This is a genomic window from Shewanella carassii, from assembly GCF_019670705.1.
GTDB lineage: Bacteria > Pseudomonadota > Gammaproteobacteria > Enterobacterales > Shewanellaceae > Shewanella > Shewanella carassii.
Window position 1 is genome coordinate 3,314,352 of record NZ_AP024618.1, and the last position, 18,911, is coordinate 3,333,262.

Below are 18,911 nucleotides of genomic sequence, written 5' to 3' on the forward strand. Positions count from 1 at the left end.
TTTTTAACACTTGCATCATCCTACACAGTTAAATCGACTAAAACCAGTAGAAAACGTATTATAAAACACACATTGTTCAAAATTTAAAACACACAAAAGAGATAGCGGCGGTGGCTGTCACAGCCAACCGCCTAATTGTTATTCCTCTGTTTGTCTGCTGCGGCGTTCGGCGCGGCGCGCCAGATACCAGGACAGGAAAGCGATCAGGGATACCACCAGAATGATCAGTGTCGCCAGGGCGTTGATCTTGGGGGACACCCCGAGCCGCACCGAGGAGAACACCACCATAGGCAATGTAGTGGCGCCAGGTCCCGAGGCGAAGCTGGCAATCACCAGATCGTCCAGCGACAGGCTGAACGACAACAGCCAACCCGCCATCAGCGCCGGGGCTATCATGGGCACAGTTATCAGGAAGAAGGTCTTCAGCGGTGTCGCCCCCAGATCCATTGCCGCCTCTTCAATAGAGAGATCCAGCTCCCTGAGGCGCGATGACACCACCACGGCCACATAGGCGGCGCAGAAGGTGGAATGGGCAATCCAAACTGTCATCCTGCCCCGCTCAGCTGGCCAGCCGAGTAGATCCGACATATGCACAAACAGCAGCATCAGCGACAGACCCGTGATCACCTCGGGCATAACCAAGGGCGCCGTAATCATGTTCGACAGCGTCAGCTTGGCCCAGGAGCGACGAAAACGAGTCATCACAAAGGCCGCCATAGTGCCTATGATCACCGCCATGGTCGAGCTGTAAAAAGCGATTTGCAGACTGGTCCAGACCGCATCCAGTATCTGCTGATCGGCAAACAGCTCGGCGTACCACTTGGCGGAAAAGCCACCCCAGACAGTTACCAGTTTGGAGGCGTTGAAAGAGTAGAAAATCAGAATAAACATGGGGGCATACAGAAACACCAGCCCAATCCATAACATCAGGGTCGAGAAACTCAGCTTCTTCATATCTCTTTCTCCAGACTGCGGCTCTGATAGCGATGGAACAGGGTGATGGGCACAATCAGCAGCACCAGCATCACTATCGCCAGCGATGAAGCCACCGGCCAGTCACGGTTGTTGAAGAACTCTTGCCACAGCACCTTACCTATCATCAGCGAGTCCGGCCCGCCAAGCAGCTCGGGGATCACAAACTCCCCCACGGCCGGAATAAACACCAGCATGGAGCCGGCAATGACGCCGCTCTTGGACAGGGGCAGCGTCACTTTCCAGAAGGTATTGAGACTGCGGGAGCCGAGATCCGCCGCGGCTTCCAGCAGGCTGACATCCAGCTTCACCAAGGTGGCGTACAGCGGCAATATCATAAAGGGCAGATACGCATAGATGATGCCGATATACACCGCCAGATTGGTATTGAGCATCTGCAGCGGCTCATCAACAATCCCAAGCCCCAGCAGCAGGTTATTGATAAGCCCTGTATTACTCAAAATCCCCATCCAGGCGTAGACCCGAATAAGAAATGAGGTCCAGGAGGGTAACATCACCAACAATAGCAGCACTGTCTGCAACCTGGCCGGCGCCCGAGCAATGGCATAGGCCATGGGATACCCCAGCAGCAGACAACCTAGGGTGGAAACCAACGCCATCTTGAGCGAGTTGAGATAGGCCGAGTAGTACATGGAGTCGCTGAGCAGCAGCAGATAGTTACTCAGGTTGATAAATACCTGCAGCACTTCGTCGGCATACTGAAAACTTGGCTCATAGGGCGGAATGGCAATCGCCGCGGTGGAAAAGCTTATCTTCAATACTATGGCAAACGGCAGCGCGAAAAACAGCAGCAACCACAGATAGGGAAAGCCTATGGTCAGGTGGCGGCCTTTGAATCCTAACTTGAGCTTCTTCATGATCTTAACACCACGCCACTGGTGTCCTCCCAGCTGATATAGACTTCATCATCCCAGGTGGGGTGATCGGCGCGGCGTTCACGGTTGGTCATGCTGCACTGGACTATCTGACCATTGCCAAGGCGAATGTAATACACGGAGAAGCCACCGAGATAGGCGATATCGTGGACTATGCCCTTGGCCCAGTTGTATTGCTCTTCGGGCTGCTCGCGGCTTATCAGGGTTTTTTCCGGCCTGACCGCCAACCAGACATGCTTGTCCTCGACGCTGGTAGACACCCCATAACCCACGTAAAACGCCTGGTTCAGGCTCTCGGACTGAATGATCACATGGTCCACCTCATCGGCGGTGATCTCCCCCTCAAACAGATTCACTGTGCCGATAAACTCGGCAATCATCCGGCTATTGGGGCTTTCATAGATATCCATAGGCGAACCGGTCTGGGCTATCCAGCCATCGCTCATGATGGCAATCCGCTCGGCCATGGTCATGGCTTCTTCCTGATCATGGGTAACCATGACGCAGGTCACCCCTACCCGCTCGAGAATTTCCACCACCTCCAGCTGCATCTGGGTTCGCAGTTTTTTATCCAGCGCCCCCATGGGCTCGTCAAGCAACAAGAGTTTCGGCCGCTTGGCCAAAGAACGGGCCAACGCCACCCGCTGGCGCTGACCGCCGGAGAGTTGATGCGGCTTGCGGCGGGCATATTTTTCCATATGCACCAGCTTGAGCATCTCCTGCACCCGCTGCTCGATTTCAGCCTTGGGTAACTTGTCCTGCTTGAGACCGAAGGCGATATTCTGCGCCACCGTCATATGGGGAAACAGGGCGTAGGATTGGAACATCATATTGATGGGGCGTTCATAGGGCGGCAGATGGGTAATGTCCTGACCATCGAGAAAAATGCGTCCTTCGGTAGGCTTTTCAAAACCGGCCAACATTCTCAAAAGAGTCGACTTGCCTGAGCCTGAGCCGCCGAGCAAGGCAAAGATCTCGCCCTTGTTGATGGTCAGCGACACATCATCCACGGCGCGAACATCGTCAAAGAGCTTGCTGACCCGCTCGATTTTGAGCAGCACTTCATCCTGAGTTTTATTATTGGGTTTGACAGGAATGCCCGAGGTGATTGCCATAATACTTCTCCGCAAAATACCAAATGGGCGGCTCAGCGGCCGCCGCTGGTGGAACGAGTAAAGTTTGCCTGTACTACGCAATCAGACAATGAAGGGGCAGCTGGCCCCTGAGTTATTGTTATTGGCCGGATTTAACCTTGGTCCAAACCCGGGTCAGGGCCCGCTGGGCCTTGAGTGGACGAATTTCCCCCACATACAGGTTGTCCAGAGTTGCCTGTGGTGGATAGATGCCGGGATCGTTGCGGATAGACTCATCCACCAGTTTCTGCGCCGGTACATTGGGGTTGGCGTAGGAAACATAGTTGGAGATGGGGGCTATCACTTCTGGCCTGAGCAGATAGTTGATAAAGGTCAGCGCATTGTCGACATTGCCGGCGTCGGCAGGGATGGCCAACATATCGAACCACAGGTTGGCGCCTTCCTTGGGAATGGTATAGGCAATCTTGTTGCCGTTACCGGCCTCATCGGCGCGGGTAGCCGCCTGGAGGATATCGCCGGAGAAACCGAAGGCGACACAGATATCACCATTGGCCAGATCCGAGATATAGCGCGATGAGTGGAAATAGGTGATATAAGGCCGTATCTTGGCCAGCACTTCACCGGCCTTTTCAAAGTCGGCCGCCTTGGTACTGTTGGGATCCAATCCCAGATAGATCAGCGCCTGCGGCACCATATCATCGGCCGAGTCCAGCATGGACATGCCGCAGGATGACAGCTTCTGGGCATACTTGGGGTTGAACATCAGTTCGAGCGAATCTGTGGGTGCATCCTCTCCCAGCAGCTCTTTTACCTTGGCGACGTTATAGCCTATGCCGTTGGTGCCCCAGAGGTAAGGCACGGCATACTGATTGCCCGGATCGGCCTTCTCCAGCTGTTTCATCAACTGGGGATCCAGATTCTGATAGTTGCTCAACTTGCTTTTATCCAGAGGCTTAAAGGCCCCGGCCTTGATCTGCTTGGCAAGAAAGTTGTTCGAAGGCACGACAATGTCATAACCGGAGCGGCCGGAAAGCAGTTTGGCTTCAACCACTTCGTTGCTGTCAAACACGTCATAGATCACCCGGATCCCGGTTTCCTTCTGGAAGTTGGCCAGGGTATCTTCGGCGATATAGTCACTCCAGTTATACACCCGGACGACTTCTTCGGCCTGGGCCGTGGCAGCGGCCGCAAGGCCTCCCAACAGTGCCACAGACGTTACTTTGGTCAATAGCTTCATGCTCTCTCCTTTTACGGGTAGCAGCGGTTGTAACCCGCCTTCAATTGTTAACTTATTGTCATTGTTATTAGTGTCACCAATGCTACTCCCTAAAACCCGCATCGGCGCCTTGGCAGCAAGGTATATCATGCCCTTACCGCCAATGGCAGGCAATCTTAACCGTTCGATTTTTGTACATCCGCGTAGGTCATATCGAGCGCTTGTTTCGCCTTTGTTACCAACTCATCGATTTGAGCCTGGGTTATCACCAGGGGTGGCGCGATGATCATAGTGTCTCCCACCGCCCGCATCACCAAGCCACTGGCGATGGAATGCTCCCGGCACTGAGTACCTACCCCAAGCTCGGCAGCAAAGCGCTGATGACTTGCCTTATCGGCGACCAGTTCCAGCGCGGCCACCATGCCAACGCCGCGCACCTCGCCCACCAGCGGATGCTGGGCCAAGACTTGCCGCAGCCGCTGCTGCAGATAAGGCGCGGTTTCCTCGGCCACTTTGGCGACTATGTTTTCCTGCTTCATCAGGCGTAAGTTTTCCAGTGCCACCGCGGCACTGAGTGGATGGCCCGAATAAGTGTAGCCGTGAGCAAATTCACCGCCCTTATCCAACGCATCGGCGACTTTATCCGACACTATCACCCCGCCCATGGGGGCGTAGCCCGAAGTCATCCCCTTGGCTATGGTGATCAGATCCGGTGCAAGATCGTAATACTCGGCGGCAAAGTAACAGCCGGTGCGGCCAAAGCCGGTGATCACTTCATCGAGGATGAACAATATGTCGTACTTGGCGAGGATCTTTTTGATCTCCGGCCAATAGCTGTCCGGCGGGACTATCACGCCGCCGGCGCCCTGAATAGGCTCGGCAATAAAGGCCGCTACCTTGTCTTCACCCAGCTCGAGGATCTTGCTTTCAAGCTCGCGGGCACAGCGAATGCCAAACTCTTCGGCAGACAGTCCCTGGCCTTCGCCATACCAGTAAGGTTGGGCGATGTGGACTATGCCTGGAATGGGCAGATCGCCCTGGGCATGCATACCGCTCATGCCACCAAGACTGGCACCGGCAACTGTGGAACCGTGATAGGCATTGTGGCGCGAGATAATGGTTTTCTTCTCCGGCTTGCCCTGGATGTCCCAGTAATGACGCACCAGGCGCAAGTTGGTGTCATTGGCCTCTGAGCCAGAGCCGGTGAAAAACACCTTGTTCATATGAGGTGGTGCCAGCGCGGCTATCTCGGCGGCCAGTTCAATCGCCGGCGGGTGGCTGCACTGAAAGAAGCTGTTGTAGTAAGGCAGTTCCAGCAACTGATGCGCCGCCACATCGGCGATGGAACGCAAGCCATAGCCCATGTTGACGCACCAGAGTCCGGCCATGCCATCGAGAATTTGATTGCCCTGTGAATCCCAGATATAGACGCCATCGGCGCGGGTGATCACCCGCCCGCCGGCCTGTTTCAACGCCTTGGGATCGGTAAAGGGATGCAAGTGGTGGGCATGGTCCTTGGCCTGCCAGCCTTGAGTCTGTTGTGATTTCATCTCTCCCTCCTTAGACAGTCAGCAGCAGGAATTCCCGCTCCCAGGAACTCACCACCCGGCGAAAATTCTCAAGCTCGGCGCGCTTGACCGCGACAAAACCTGTGGTGAAGTCTTCCCCCAGATATTTACGGCAATATTGGCTCTCTTCCATCATGGCCATCGCCTCTTCCAGGGTCTGCGGCAAAGAGATCCCCGAGCGGTCTTCGTTGGCCCGGCCCTGCACCGGCGTCGAAGGTTTCACGTCTTCAACGATTCCCAAATAGCCGCACAACAAGCTGGCGGCAATGGCCAGATAGGCGTTGGCATCGGCCCCCGGGATACGGTTTTCAATGCGGCGATTTTGCGGTGAAGACTCGGGGATCCTCAGGCCACAGGTGCGATTCTCCTCGCCCCACTCCAGATTGACCGGCGCCGAAGTGCCCGGCAGGAAGCGGCGGAATGAGTTGACGTTGGGCGCCATCAGTGGCAGAAATTCCGGCATAAAGCGCTGCAGCCCGCCGATATAACTGAGGAAGTTCTGGCTCATGGTGCCATCTTCGCGGGTGAAGATATTCTTGCCGGTTTCCTTGTCGATAACGCTCTGATGCAGGTGCATGGCGCTGCCTGGCTCATTGGTCACAGGCTTGGCCATAAAGGTGGCGCAGACGCCGTGCTTGAGGGCGGCCTCTCTCAGGGTGCGTTTGAACACAAACACCTGATCCGCCAGCGCCAGTGGATTACCGTGGCTGAAGTTGATCTCCATCTGCGCCGTGCCTTCCTCGTGGATCAGGGTGTCGATATCCAGCTCCTGCGCCTCACACCAGTCGTACATATCCTCAAACAGGGGGTCATACTCATTGGCGGCATCGATGGAGAAGGACTGACGTCCGGATTCGGCGCGGCCGGAACGACCAACCGGGGGCTTGAGTGGCAGATCAGGATCGTCACTGCGACTGGTGAGATAAAACTCCATCTCGGGGGCAATCACCGGCTCCCAGCCCTTATCTTCATAGAGCTTGAGCACTTTTTTCAATACGTTGCGCGGCGACAGCTCCAGCGGATTGCCCATCTTGTCATAGGTATCGTGGATCACCTGAGCCGTGGCCTCCAGGGTCCAGGGCAACATAAAGACCGCGTTTTCATCTGGCACGCAGACAAAGTCGATATCGGCGCTGTTGAGCAGACCATAGTAGGCCTCATCATCGACATAATCGCCGGTCACGGTTTGCAGCAGCACACTCTCGGGCAGCCGCATGCCCTTTTCATCGATAAACTTGTCTACCGGGGCAATTTTGCCGCGGGCGATACCTGTCATATCGCAGATAACACATTCAACTTCGGTTATTTTTTGTTCTTTTAAGAAGGCTTCAAGCTTATTCATATTATTTATTCCGCTGTTGCGCCCTAAGACTGCAAGCCTCCCCAAAGGCCTTAAAAATTGCGCTGTAGAAGGGGTTATTTCTGACCTGCCATTCGGGATGCCACTGCACTCCCAAGGCGAATGCCTTGGCATCGGTGACAGAGAAGGCTTCAATCAGACCATCTGGAGCATGCGCTTCAGGCCGCAACCCCTGACCCAGGCGCTCCACGCCCTGAGTATGGACGGAATTAACCATCGCATGGCTACGGCCCCAGGCGTCGAAAAGCATCCCTCCAGGTTCTATGCTGACCTCGTGGGACAAGCCATACTGCACCTCCAGCGGCGCACTCTTGTCTTCTCTGTGTTCAATAAAACCACCCACTTCATAAAGCTTCTGGTGCAAACTGCCGCCGTAAGCCACATTCATTTCCTGAAAGCCGCGGCAGATCCCGAGTACCGGCACTCCGGCCTCTATGGCGGCGCGAATTAAAGGCAAGGTAGTGTCATCCCGCTTGGGATCATGGTGGGTGCCCGGTTCGCTGGCCGGGCCTTGGTAGTGATGAGGTTCAACATTGGAGGGGGAGCCGGTAAACAATATGCCGTCTAGGCGTTCGAGCAGTTGTGCTATCGGGGTATCGGCCCCCAATGCCGGGATCACCAGGGGCCAGGCTCCGGCACCTTCGACCACGCCCAAGAGGTATTTCTCGCCAACAATATTGAAAGGATGCAGCCCCAACTGCTCATTGCATGCGGTTACACCCACCAACGCCATTGCTGCCTGTGCCATATCTCACCCCAAAACACTCAAATCCAGGTCTCAGTTTTGAACATTCACTAAAGCAAATGTTCATTTTTTCACACACTACACGGATTTTTTCGCACAGGCAAGAGGTTAATATCCTGTTAAACGCAGCCTCAAACTAAAATTGTTTAAGCTTTTATTTTTAAATGAATATTTAAAAATACCTTGTGTTTGAGATAGGTGTAAACAAGCTTGAACAAGGCAAAAAATTGGCTTTGCATCACACTGGTTCAGCGGGCACCAATTCGGTGCACACGGGGTTATACGGTCGATATTATTTACACTTTCAGGCAAATATGCTGCCCGAAGTGAATTTACGGGCAGCAAATCGCAATCAGCTGAGGAAATGGAAGATCAAAAGTTGGCAGGAGTGGTGGCACTAACCAGATGACAGGGTTCATCGAAAGGATTGCGGAACCTGTGTGGTTGTTCGCTATTGAAATAGTAGCTGTCACCGGCCTCCAGAATAAACACCTCTTCACCGACCGTCAGTTCAAAGCGACCGGTAATCACCAGCGCCGCTTCTTCCCCTTCGTGGCGCAGCATCTCTTCCCCCGTATCGGCGCCCGGGGGATAAGTCTCCGACATCACAGACATGGCACGGTTGGGATAATCCCGACCAATGAGCTTGAACTCCAGCGGCCCTGTACCTATGTCCAAAAGCTCATTGGAGCGATACACCACTTTTTGCTCGGTAGTGCCGTTTTCACCTATGGAGAAAAACTCCACCAGCGACATGGGGATCCCCGAAAGCACTTTCTTGAGTGAGCTGACTGAAGGGCTGACACTGTTTTTCTCTATCATAGAGATGGTGCTGTTGGTCACCCCGGCGCGCTTAGCCAGCTCACGCTGGGACAGGCCTTTCATCTTTCTAACAGCCTTGAGGCTGGCACCTATATCCAAATCGCAAATCCCCCAAAAATCTCTTATCAGGCGGTTACAGGACACGGTCGGCAGCGGCTTCTGCACTAGGGCAACCAGGGTCCCGGTGAAATTGTTTTGTATTATATGACAAAAGCATGTTAAATAAAACGAACACTTTGAAGGCAAGAGTGCGACGACCGTCGGATGTAACCAGCCGAGTCCAAACTTATAACAAGAACGGAGCCATGATGCCAATCCAGTCCCCCATTCACAGTGACAACTATCCCGCCTCTTTTTACCATGCGACCGCCAAAGAATTGTTTCAGCATCCCAGGCTGGAAGAGTCCTTGGAGACAGATGTCTGCGTAATAGGCGCTGGCTTCAGCGGCCTCAACAGTGCCATAGAACTGGCTGAGCGAGGCTTTGCGGTCACCATACTGGAAGCCAAAAAAGTGGGCTGGGGCGCCTCTGGCCGTAATGGCGGGGAGTTGATCCGCGGTATTGGCCATAATATTGAACAGTTTGAGCCGAGTATAGGTAAAGAAGGTGTGCTGGCTATCAAGCAGATGGGTTTTGAAGCCGTCGATATCGTCCGGCAACGGATAGCGCAATACCAAATCGATTGCGATCTGCGCTGGGGCTACTGCGATCTGGCGCTGAAACCAAGACATATGCAGGAGCTTGAGCAGGAGCTTACCGAGCTTGAGCAACTTAACTACCCACATAAGCTCAAGCTGTTGTCCAAGGAGCAGTTGCCGGAAGTCATAGGCTCTGAGCGTTATCTCGGCGCGCTCAGCGACATGGGCAGCGGCCATCTGCACCCTTTGAATCTAGCCCTCGGCGAAGCCCGTGCGGCCCGAAGCCTGGGGGTTAACATCTATGAAGACAGCGCCGCCACCGAAATAATCAAGGGCGAGCAGATACGGGTCAGGACTGAGGGCGGCGAAGTCCGTTGCCGTTATCTAATTTTGGCCGGCAATGCCTATATAGGTGCCAAACTCGAACCTCATATCGGCGGCAAGGTGCTACCGGCCGGCAGTTATCTGCTGGCGACCGAGCCCCTGTCGCAAGCACTTTGCGCTGACATTATTCCGCAGAATATGGCCTTCGCCGATATGAGCATAGCACTGGACTATTTTCATCTGTCGGCCGACAACCGTCTGCTATTTGGCGGGCTGTGCAACTACTCAGGCAGAGATCCCAAGGACATTTGCGCCGCGCTCAGGCCCAATATGGAAAGAGTCTTCCCGGCGCTCAAGGGCGTGAAAATAGATTATCAGTGGGGCGGCATGATAGGGATTGGCGCCAATCGTATGCCGCAGATAGGCAGGTTGCCGGATAGCCCCAACATCTATTTCGCCCAGGCCTATGCCGGGCACGGCGTCAACGCCACCCATATGGCGGGGCGTCTGCTGGCAGAAGCTATCAGTCAGCAGGCTGAGCGCTTCGATATCTTTGCCTCAATAGAGCATATGACCTTCCCGGGTGGCCCGGCGCTGCGCTCGCCCATTCTGGCGGCAGGCATGCTGTACCATAGATTCAAGGATCTATTCTGAACAAAGCCTATCTTGAAAAAGGCCTGTTTTGAAGACGAGTGTATGTTGAATAGGGAGTCATTTTGAAAATAAGTACAGCAAAGGCATTGTGGCCGTCGTGAATACTCGCTTCGATATCAGCCGCATTCATACGCCGCAGGGGATTTTTCGCCTCAAAGGGGAACTGCAAGCCTCACCGCCGAAACTCGTGTGCAGGCAGCTTGAAATTCTCGGCAGTGACGGTTGGCTGAAGCTGCGAGTCGAAGATAACCGCACTCAAGTGCTGCTCGATGCGCTGTTTGAACCTGTGCGTGAACATCTCAAGCCCTGAACTTAGCCTCTTTCCCCCCGCAATGCAGGGGGATTGTCTATTACAGCAAACCGATTAAATCGCTATCCAGGTCGCCTTAATTTCTGTGTATTTATCAAAAGCATGCAGCGACTTATCTCGGCCGTTACCCGACTGCTTATAACCACCGAAGGGCGCCGTCATGTCGCCGCCGTCATAATGATTGATCCACACCATACCGCTTCTCAGCGCCTTGGCGGTTCTATGGGCCTTGCTGAGATCCGCAGTCCACACACCGGCCGCCAAGCCATAGATGGTATCGTTGCCAATGGCTATCGCCTGCTCCATTCCCTCAAATTCAATCACACTCAGCACAGGGCCGAAGATCTCCTCGCGGGCGATACTCATCTGATTATTCACTTCACGGAACAGAGTCGGCGCCACGTAGACGCCACCGGTTTCAGCCATGAGTTGCTCGCCGCCACAGGCCAGCACAGCACCTTGCTGCTTACCCGCCTCGATATAACCGAGAATAGTCTGCAGCTGCTGCTGATCCACCACCGCGCCACTGACAGTATCCGGATCCAGCGGATGCCCCGGCTGCCAGGATTTGAGCTCGTCGATAATGAGCGCTATCAGCTGCTCCTTGACCCCGGATTCCACCAGCAGGCGCGAACCTGCGGTGCAAACTTCGCCCTGGTTGAAGGCGATGGCCGAAGCTGCCGCCTGCGCCGCCGCCTTGAGATCCGGGCAATCGTTAAAGACTATGTGCGGGCTCTTACCACCGGCCTCCAACCACACACGTTTCATATTGGACTGACCGGCGTAAACCATCAGTTGCTTGGCTATCTTGGTGGAGCCGGTAAACACCAGGGTATCGACATCCATATGCAGCGCCAGCGCCTTGCCAACTGTATGACCAAAACCGGGCAATACATTGAGCACTCCGGGCGGGATCCCGGCTTCCAAGGCAATGGCAGCCATACGAATCGCCGTCAAAGGGGATTTTTCCGAGGGTTTGAGGATGACAGAGTTACCGCTGGCCAGCGCCGGCCCCAGTTTCCAGCAGGCCATCAACAGGGGGAAGTTCCATGGCACAATCGCGGCCACTACCCCGACAGGCTCACGGGTGATCATGCCGATTTCATTGTCAGCGGTGGGCGCTATCTCGTCGTAAATCTTGTCAACCGCTTCGCCGGACCAACGCAAGGCCCTGGCGGCATTGGTCACATCCACCGACTTGGAAAAACGAATTGGCTTGCCCATATCCAGGGTTTCCAGCAAGGCCAGTTCATCACTATGCACCTCCAGCAAATCGGCAAAGCGTATCATCACCTTTTTGCGCTCTACCGGCGCCATTCGCGACCAGACTCCGGATTCAAAACTGGCTCTGGCACTGGCCACCGCCGCCTCGGCATCGGCCAGATCGCAACTGGCTACGGCGGCAAGCTTGTTGCCATCCACAGGGCTGATGCAATCGAAGGTCTCGCCGGATACGGCTGCACAATACTCTCCATGGATAAAGGCCTGGCCACAGATCTGCAATTGCGCAGCCAACTGCTGCCATTGCTGACGGGTTTGCGGTGTACTCATAAATCCTCTCATCTGCTTGCAAGCGGGCATTCCACTACCTCAGTAGGCCTATCGCGGCCAACTCGTGCAGCCATCGCCAGTTATTCGGGTCGCTCCAGATTAGCCTCGAGCACGGCATAAATTCAATATATTTTACAAAAATAGATTTTTTGGCATAAATAATTGCACACAGGCCTTCCATGTTCATTATTTCTGACATAGCATAGCGAAATATCAATCACCATTAACAAGCCCGCAACACTAAGGTTAATGCTTATGGCAGAGCTAAAACAACAGGCGAAAACACAGGGCAATCTCGAGCATTACTGGATGCCTTTCAGTGCCAACCGTCAATTCAAGCAGACTCCCAGGCTACTGGCTTCGGCCGAAGGCATGTATTACCGGGATGTCGATGGCCGTCAGGTGCTGGACGGCACCGCAGGTCTTTGGTGCTGTAATGCCGGCCATGGCCGGGCGGAGATCAGCGAGGCGGTCAGCCGTCAGATCCGCGAAATGGACTATGCCCCCAGTTTTCAGATGGGTCATCCGTTGGCATTCGAGTTGGCCGAGCGCCTCAGTGAAATCGCCCCGCCCGGCATGAACCGTATCTTCTTTACCAACTCGGGCTCAGAGTCGGTCGACACCGCACTCAAGCTGGCGCTGTGTTACCACAGAGCCAATGGCGAGCCGAGCCGCAGCCGTTTTATCGGCCGTGAGCTGGGCTATCACGGTGTGGGCTTTGGCGGTATTTCGGTGGGCGGAATTGGTAATAACCGCAAAGGTTTCAGCCCGCAGCTCCTCGGCGGCGTCGATCACCTGCCCCACACTCTGGATATGGAAGCCAACGCCTTCAGCCGCGGCTTGCCCGAGCATGGCGCCGACAAGGCCGAGGCGCTCGAGGGGCTGATTGCCCTGCATGGCGCAGAGAATATCGCCGCCGTTATCGTCGAGCCCATGTCAGGCTCGGCCGGGGTAATATTGCCACCCAAGGGCTATCTCAAGCGCCTTCGGGAGATCACTCAAAAATACGGCATCTTGCTGATATTCGATGAGGTAATCACAGGTTTTGGCCGGGTGGGCGGCGCTTTTGCCAGCAACCACTGGGATGTGACTCCGGACATAATGACCACGGCCAAGGCGCTCAACAATGGCGCCATCCCCATGGGCGCGGTGTTTGTGCAGCAAGCGATTCACGATGCCTGTATGCAGGGCCCCGAGGCGATGATCGAGTTCTTTCACGGCTATACCTATTCAGGGCATCCGGTTGCGGCCGCGGCGGCACTGGCCACCCTGGATATCTACAGTGACGAAAAGCTGTTTGAGCGCACTACAACGCTGGCGCCCTATTTTGAGCAGGCGCTGCACAGTCTCAAGGGGCTGCCCAATGTCATTGATATTCGCAATACCGGCCTGGTAGGTGGCATTCAGCTGGCCCCCAGCCCGCAAGGTGTTGGCAAACGCGGCTATCAGATTTTCGAGCGCTGTTTCTGGCAAGGTGCGCTGGTACGGGCCACCGCCGACATCATAGCCCTCTCACCACCACTGATAGTGGAAGAGTCCCAAATAGATCAACTGATTTCCACCCTGGCCGACGCCATCCTAACCGTCGACTGAAGCACACAGGATAGTTATGCGTATTTACAGCCACTATATAGATGGACATGAGACAGATGGCAGCCGGGCACAGGCTTCACTGCCCATTTTCAACCCGGCCAACGGCGAAGAGCAAGCCAGAGTCGCCCTCGCCTCCCAGGCTGATACAGAACGGGCGATAGACTCGGCCAAGCAGGCTTTTGACGCTTGGTCAAAGGTATCGCCCCTTAACCGGGCGCGGGTGCTGTTTCGCTTCAAAGCCCTGGTAGAAGCCCACATGGATGAGCTGGCCGAACTTATCTGCCTGCAACACGGCAAAGTGCTTGAGGATGCCAGGGGCGAGTTGGTTCGAGGACTGGAAGTGGTGGAGTTTGCCTGCGGCATTCCCCATCTTCTCAAGGGGGAACACACTGAGCAGGTTGGCACTGGCGTCGATGCCTGGAGCATCAATCAACCGCTCGGGGTGGTTGCCGGCATTTCGCCGTTCAATTTCCCTGTCATGGTTCCCATGTGGATGTTCCCGATTGCCATCGCCTGCGGCAATACCTTTGTGATGAAGCCATCGGAAAAGAATCCGGCGCCGGTACTCAGAATTGCCGAGCTGTTAACCCAGGCCGGGCTGCCGGATGGGGTCTTCAATGTTATCAACGGCGACAAGCTGGCGGTAGATACCCTGCTCTGCCATCAGGATGTTCAGGCCATCTCCTTTGTCGGTTCAACGCCTGTGGCCGAGTATATCTACAGTAAGGCATCGGCCCACGGCAAACGGGTACAGGCACTCGGCGGCGCCAAGAACCACATGCTGCTGATGCCGGATGCCGATCTGGAACTGGCCAGCAACGCCCTGATGGGCGCGGCCTATGGTTCTGCCGGCGAGCGCTGTATGGCTATTTCCGTGGTGCTGGCGGTTGCTGATGTGGCCGATGCCCTGATAGAAAAACTGCAACCCAAGATAGCCGCGCTCAAGGTAGGTAACGGCCTGGAGCCGGGTATGGAAATGGGGCCGCTCATCTCCCGCGCGCATCTGGACAAGGTCTGCAGCTATATAGACAGCGGTATACAGCAGGGCGCAGTTTGCCTGGTCGATGGCCGCAATACCTTGGCAGACAGCGAAGGTTTCTTTCTCGGTGCGACCCTGTTCGATGCCGTCACCCCCGAGATGCAGATTTACCGGGAAGAGATCTTCGGCCCAGTGCTTTGCATAGTCAGGGTGGCCGACTATGACTCGGCGCTGGCTCTTATCAATCAACATGAGTTCGGCAACGGCACCGCCATCTTTACCCAGAGTGGCGAGCTGGCGCGCGACTTTTGCCACTCGGTGCAAGTCGGCATGGTAGGGGTCAATGTGCCTATCCCTGTGCCTATGGCATTTCACAGTTTCGGCGGTTGGAAACGCTCGCTGTTTGGCCCACTGCATATGCACGGCCCGGATGGAGTTCGCTTCTACACCCGGCGCAAAGCCGTTACCGCCCGCTGGCCCAAACAGCTGAGTGCCGATTTCATCATGCCGACCATGAAATAGGGAGAGAGGGAGAGCCTGATGCACATCAACAATATCAGAGTACTGGCGCGCAATACTCCCGAGGTAAGTGAATACTCCATCACCGAGGAAAAGCGTCTGCAGGGCGCGCCTCTGCAACGACTGGAGAACCATTACTCCAGCCCCTGTGAGCAGTTTCATACCGGAATTTGGCAAAGCGAAACAGGCACTTGGAAAGTTAACTACACTGAGCACGAGTATTGCGAAATCCTCGAGGGTAACAGTGTCATCAGCGATGAACAGGGAAATCGTCTCGAAGTTGGCCCCGGCGACAGGTTTGTTATCCCGGCCGGTTTTCGCGGCAGCTGGCAAGTAACGGTTCCCTGCCGCAAGCTCTATGTGGTGTTTGAATCCAACAGATAAAAACAAAACCGCCATGAGGTCTCAGCATAGCTGCTGTTGTTTGGCATAAACCAGGTCGCGCCGGGATGTTCCCGGACGGGGCCGGCAAACCAAAGAAGGGAGAAATGCTTGTGAACCCAGTGATAAGAAGAACCAACCCTCTGCTATGGGCACTGCTGCTTGGCGGCGCCATAACCTCAACCTCTGCCATGGCCGAAGTCAGCGGCGAGATAGCCGTGACCAATGACTACCGCTTTAGAGGCGTATCACAAACCGCCGGTGACTTTGCCGTGCAAGCTAGTCTGGACTGGAGTCACGACTCGGGTTTCTTCGTCGGGGCCTGGGCCAGTAATGTGGAATTCGATGAAGACGGCACTCCCACAGAGGAGCAGGTGGATGCCGATTTCGAACTGGATGTCTACCTGGGTTACGCCGGTGAAATCAACGACAACCTGGCCTATGACATTACTCTGCTGCGCTATATGTACCCGGGCGACAATGTCTCTCAGGACTACAACGAAATCTCTTTCGGCCTCGAGTTCAGCGATTTTAGGGCTGCCTACTGGTACACCAATGACTATGCGGGTTCAGATCTGGACTACCACTATGCCGAGCTGAACTATAGTTATGAGTTTGCCGAAAACTGGAGCCTGGATCTGCACCTGGGTTACAACTTCGGCGATGCGCCCGATGACGATATGGGCAAATATCTGGATTACTCCATAGGTGTCTCGACTGAGATTGCCGGTTTTGGTCTGTCTCTGGCCTGGTTGGACACAGATATAGATTCGGATGCCGAGATAAGCAGTGGCACCTTCCAGAATGACGACACTGTGCTGGCGAGTGTCAGTTACGCTTTCTAAGCAGCAAAATTGCGCTGCCCAGGCAAGCCATAGGACAGACCTGCACGGGCAAGCCCCATCTTCCTCCCACCAACCAAAAGTAACAGAGCCGCTCCCTGAGCGGCTCTGTTTTATAAATTGATTCAGTTCTCAACGCAGTGGCGGTATGTGGGGGGTATCGCCCCGGCGCACCTGCTGTTTGACGTCTTGCCAGCTATGGGTGAGATGTTGCAGTTGCTCTCGCCGCTCGGGAAACTGCTCACTGAGCTTTCCCATCAGTTCCACTTGTCTGTCACAGATTTGCGCCCAGCGCTCGGCATTAGAAAGGTACATGGCTTCATCCTTGATCTTGGTTTGTGGTAAAACAGGCGTTACTGAACAAATAATAATCAAGGTTTGCCAATTTGCCAGTCCTTCTAGTCTTATCACAAAAATCCGCCCTAGATGCACTGTCAAACGCCGCCGCTTGCAGGTATAACTGAAGATATTAGATTACATCTGGATAGCAGTATTTACTCTTGCTGAAACAAGGAGTCTCACTATGGCCACTATGTTAAAAATACTCTTTATCGCCCTGGCGTTAGTGCTTATCTACAAACTGGTTTTCAGTAACAAGAAAGGAATGACAATATTTGAAATGCATTTCAAGGACGGTCGTATGACCTCTCACAAGGGAAAGATCCCGGAGAAGTTTGAACGTGAATGCCGCGCCCTGGTCAAGAAAGAGAAACTCACCTGCACAGTGCGCGCCGAGCGCTGCGGCGAAGTGCGGCTGCATATCAGCGCCAACGCCGGAGATGCCAACATTCAGCGCCTGCGCAACCTGTTTCCCTTCGAATACTATGACCGCAAGCAGAGCGACAACAGCAAACAACTGGGTTGATCAGCGCTGTCCGGGGAACACTTGAGAATCGATTTTCCCTTCCCGGCGCGCATCATCTATGATCCTCTGGTTATCCTGTGCCATGGGATCTTCGGCGGGGAGATTGGGATTCACCCGCTCCTCCTCGGGCGCTTCAAAACTGAAATCGATACCATTCGAGCAGCCGCCGAGCGATACCAGTGCCAGTAAGCCCATTGAAATCCAAGGCAGTACAGCGGATTTTTTGTTCATCGTTATTTAAACCTGTGTTGAGAGACGGTTGTTATTAAAACAGAGCTAAGCTTAACTTAGGCTGAGGCTCAGCGTTAGTCATGGCGTACCATTAATGACCAGCTCTGTTACTTGTCTTCCAACCTACGGATCACCAGAGTCACCTCCCCCACCGTCAGGCCCCATTTACGGATCTCGCTACGGTTGATTATGGTGTCCGGCGCCGTTTGATACATCCAGTCGTCGAAATGCACCTGATACTCGCCGCTATCGAGCTTTAGCAGCATGTCGTAGCGCCAGCGCAGGGCAAAGCCCTCTGCTTGCGCTTCTGCCACCCCCAGAATATCCGCGGCTCTGCCCTGGTAGCGGCCATCGGCAAGCTTGGTAATGTGCCAGGTTCGCTCGGCAAGCTCACCATCGTCATACTCAAACCACTCCTGCAACACACCTTGATTCCCCTGCCAACTGCCCGTCATCCGCACATTGAAACGGCGCACCACCTGGCCGCTGTAATCTTGCACCATACCGGAAGCCTGCAGCTCCCCGTTAAAGAACTGCTGCAGATCCAACTTAGGTTCGCTGGCGCTATAGTCATGAATATCGACACTGCCGCAACCGCTCAGTCCAAGCATCAGAAGTAACATCCAAACCTTGGTGAAACTGATAAACCTGCTGATTAACATTTGCATGCCTGCTCTCCTATCAACTGGGCTCTCAGTTGCGGCCGACTGCTGCGCTCTGACAACCAAATCGCCAAAAAGGCATCAGCAAAACGCTTATGCTCGCTCGAAGCGCTCTCATCTATAACAATCGCGGCTAACGGCTTGTCGTTGAACAGAAAATATCCCTGCTGCGGCCCGCTTGCCACAAAGCTCAATCTATCCCCTTGCTCCACATCCGGCCAGAGCCCTTCAAGCAGCGCCAACCAGGCGGATATCTGCTCTCTGTCGTATCCCAGGTGCAGCCACTGGTGTTTGGTGGTCTCCAGGAGTCGCGAGGCGGGAATATCCCGGTAATACTGAATTTCCAGCTGCTGCGGGAAGCTATTGGGCTGGTAACTACCATCCGGCGTCAGCAACCTGGCCCGATAAAGGGTCATAAACCACCAGTCCATTTCACCGCGGCCCACTTCCCGAAAGCTGGCAAGCTCCGCCTTGGATGGCTCGACCTGGGCAGCTTTGGGCTCAGGTGTCTGCTCTTGGCTCTGCACTTGAGTCTTCTGCACGAGAGTCTGTGCTTGAATCTGTAAAATGTCGGCCCATCCCTGAGTGGGCAGGCCAAGCAGTATCATCAGCAGCCCGGCAAAGCCTGCTTTATGCAGCTTACCGACTTGCTTTGCTCCCTTGTTTACACCCTTGATGAATCGTTTCAT

At 54.7% G+C, this 18,911-nt stretch carries 20 protein-coding genes; 7 read left to right on the plus strand and 13 right to left on the minus strand.

The genetic code is table 11. The annotated features are described in order from the left end of the window. Positions 1-138: 138 nt before the first annotated feature. From K5621_RS14990 to K5621_RS15025, 8 genes are all read right to left on the minus strand, one after another. The gene (locus K5621_RS14990) at positions 139-954 is read right to left on the minus strand and encodes an ABC transporter permease subunit (RefSeq protein ID WP_025009896.1); all 816 of its coding nucleotides are present in this window, start codon (positions 952-954) and stop codon (positions 139-141) included. After that, positions 951-1,850, minus strand: a complete 900-nt coding sequence (locus K5621_RS14995) for an ABC transporter permease subunit (protein ID WP_037436682.1) — start codon at positions 1,848-1,850, stop codon at positions 951-953. The genes K5621_RS14990 and K5621_RS14995 overlap by 4 nt, the downstream gene beginning before the upstream one ends. After that, positions 1,847-2,983, minus strand: a complete 1,137-nt coding sequence (gene potA, locus K5621_RS15000; RefSeq protein ID WP_025009894.1) for a polyamine ABC transporter ATP-binding protein — start codon at positions 2,981-2,983, stop codon at positions 1,847-1,849. The genes K5621_RS14995 and potA overlap by 4 nt, the downstream gene beginning before the upstream one ends. Positions 2,984-3,101: 118 nt before the next feature. Beyond that, entirely contained in the window at positions 3,102-4,199 is a 1,098-nt protein-coding gene (locus tag K5621_RS15005; RefSeq protein ID WP_071238079.1) for a polyamine ABC transporter substrate-binding protein, read from the minus strand. 155 nt (positions 4,200-4,354) lie between these two features. Further along, a complete protein-coding gene (locus tag K5621_RS15010; protein WP_162206671.1) occupies positions 4,355-5,728 on the minus strand; it encodes an aspartate aminotransferase family protein in 1,374 nt (457 codons plus the stop codon). 10 nt (positions 5,729-5,738) lie between these two features. Continuing rightward, a complete protein-coding gene (locus K5621_RS15015) occupies positions 5,739-7,088 on the minus strand; it encodes a glutamine synthetase family protein (protein WP_028780689.1) in 1,350 nt (449 codons plus the stop codon). Between the two features lies 1 nt (position 7,089). Then, positions 7,090-7,854 (minus strand): gamma-glutamyl-gamma-aminobutyrate hydrolase family protein, encoded by a 765-nt coding sequence (locus tag K5621_RS15020; RefSeq protein ID WP_028780690.1) that lies wholly within the window; start codon positions 7,852-7,854, stop codon positions 7,090-7,092. Between the two features lie 369 nt (positions 7,855-8,223). Beyond that, positions 8,224-8,772 carry a cupin domain-containing protein gene (locus tag K5621_RS15025; RefSeq protein ID WP_028780691.1) on the minus strand — a complete coding sequence of 183 codons (549 nt, stop codon included), beginning with the start codon at positions 8,770-8,772 and terminating at the stop codon, positions 8,224-8,226. 209 nt (positions 8,773-8,981) lie between these two features. Between K5621_RS15025 and K5621_RS15030 the strand changes: the two genes are divergently transcribed. Both K5621_RS15030 and K5621_RS15035 read left to right on the plus strand, forming a co-directional pair. Further along, positions 8,982-10,289, plus strand: coding sequence for an NAD(P)/FAD-dependent oxidoreductase (locus K5621_RS15030; protein ID WP_221051213.1), 1,308 nt, complete (start codon positions 8,982-8,984; stop codon positions 10,287-10,289). Positions 10,290-10,377: 88 nt separating this feature from the next. Then, complete coding sequence (locus K5621_RS15035; RefSeq protein ID WP_221049640.1) at positions 10,378-10,599, plus strand: hypothetical protein; 222 nt, start codon at positions 10,378-10,380, stop codon at positions 10,597-10,599. Between the two features lie 54 nt (positions 10,600-10,653). Here the strand turns inward: K5621_RS15035 and K5621_RS15040 are convergent, their stop codons facing one another. Further along, positions 10,654-12,150, minus strand: coding sequence for an aldehyde dehydrogenase (locus tag K5621_RS15040; protein ID WP_208221396.1), 1,497 nt, complete (start codon positions 12,148-12,150; stop codon positions 10,654-10,656). Positions 12,151-12,405: 255 nt separating this feature from the next. Between K5621_RS15040 and aptA the strand changes: the two genes are divergently transcribed. From aptA to K5621_RS15060, 4 genes are all read left to right on the plus strand, one after another. Beyond that, a complete protein-coding gene (aptA, locus tag K5621_RS15045; protein WP_221049641.1) occupies positions 12,406-13,743 on the plus strand; it encodes an omega-aminotransferase AptA in 1,338 nt (445 codons plus the stop codon). A 16-nt stretch (positions 13,744-13,759) separates the two neighbouring features. Next, positions 13,760-15,244, plus strand: coding sequence for a CoA-acylating methylmalonate-semialdehyde dehydrogenase (locus K5621_RS15050; RefSeq protein ID WP_221049642.1), 1,485 nt, complete (start codon positions 13,760-13,762; stop codon positions 15,242-15,244). Positions 15,245-15,262: 18 nt separating this feature from the next. Beyond that, complete coding sequence (locus K5621_RS15055) at positions 15,263-15,625, plus strand: cupin domain-containing protein (protein WP_221049643.1); 363 nt, start codon at positions 15,263-15,265, stop codon at positions 15,623-15,625. 119 nt (positions 15,626-15,744) lie between these two features. Continuing rightward, positions 15,745-16,467 (plus strand): TorF family putative porin, encoded by a 723-nt coding sequence (locus K5621_RS15060; protein WP_425332472.1) that lies wholly within the window; start codon positions 15,745-15,747, stop codon positions 16,465-16,467. Positions 16,468-16,596: 129 nt separating this feature from the next. On the opposite strand, the gene K5621_RS15065 is transcribed toward K5621_RS15060, so the two are convergent. Then, on the minus strand, positions 16,597-16,779 hold the full coding sequence (locus K5621_RS15065; protein ID WP_221049645.1) for a hypothetical protein: 183 nt from the start codon (positions 16,777-16,779) through the stop codon (positions 16,597-16,599). 208 nt (positions 16,780-16,987) lie between these two features. Here K5621_RS15065 and K5621_RS15070 point away from each other — a divergent pair, with 208 nt between their 5' ends. Then, positions 16,988-17,329 carry a DUF3634 family protein gene (locus K5621_RS15070; protein ID WP_221049646.1) on the plus strand — a complete coding sequence of 114 codons (342 nt, stop codon included), beginning with the start codon at positions 16,988-16,990 and terminating at the stop codon, positions 17,327-17,329. Here K5621_RS15070 and K5621_RS15075 read toward each other — a convergent pair whose 3' ends face one another. From K5621_RS15075 to K5621_RS15085, 3 genes are all read right to left on the minus strand, one after another. Further along, positions 17,330-17,560, minus strand: coding sequence for a hypothetical protein (locus tag K5621_RS15075; RefSeq protein ID WP_221049647.1), 231 nt, complete (start codon positions 17,558-17,560; stop codon positions 17,330-17,332). Positions 17,561-17,667: 107 nt separating this feature from the next. Beyond that, positions 17,668-18,222, minus strand: coding sequence for a DUF3833 domain-containing protein (locus K5621_RS15080; protein WP_245003189.1), 555 nt, complete (start codon positions 18,220-18,222; stop codon positions 17,668-17,670). Further along, complete coding sequence (locus K5621_RS15085) at positions 18,216-18,911, minus strand: chalcone isomerase family protein (protein ID WP_221049649.1); 696 nt, start codon at positions 18,909-18,911, stop codon at positions 18,216-18,218. The genes K5621_RS15080 and K5621_RS15085 overlap by 7 nt, the downstream gene beginning before the upstream one ends.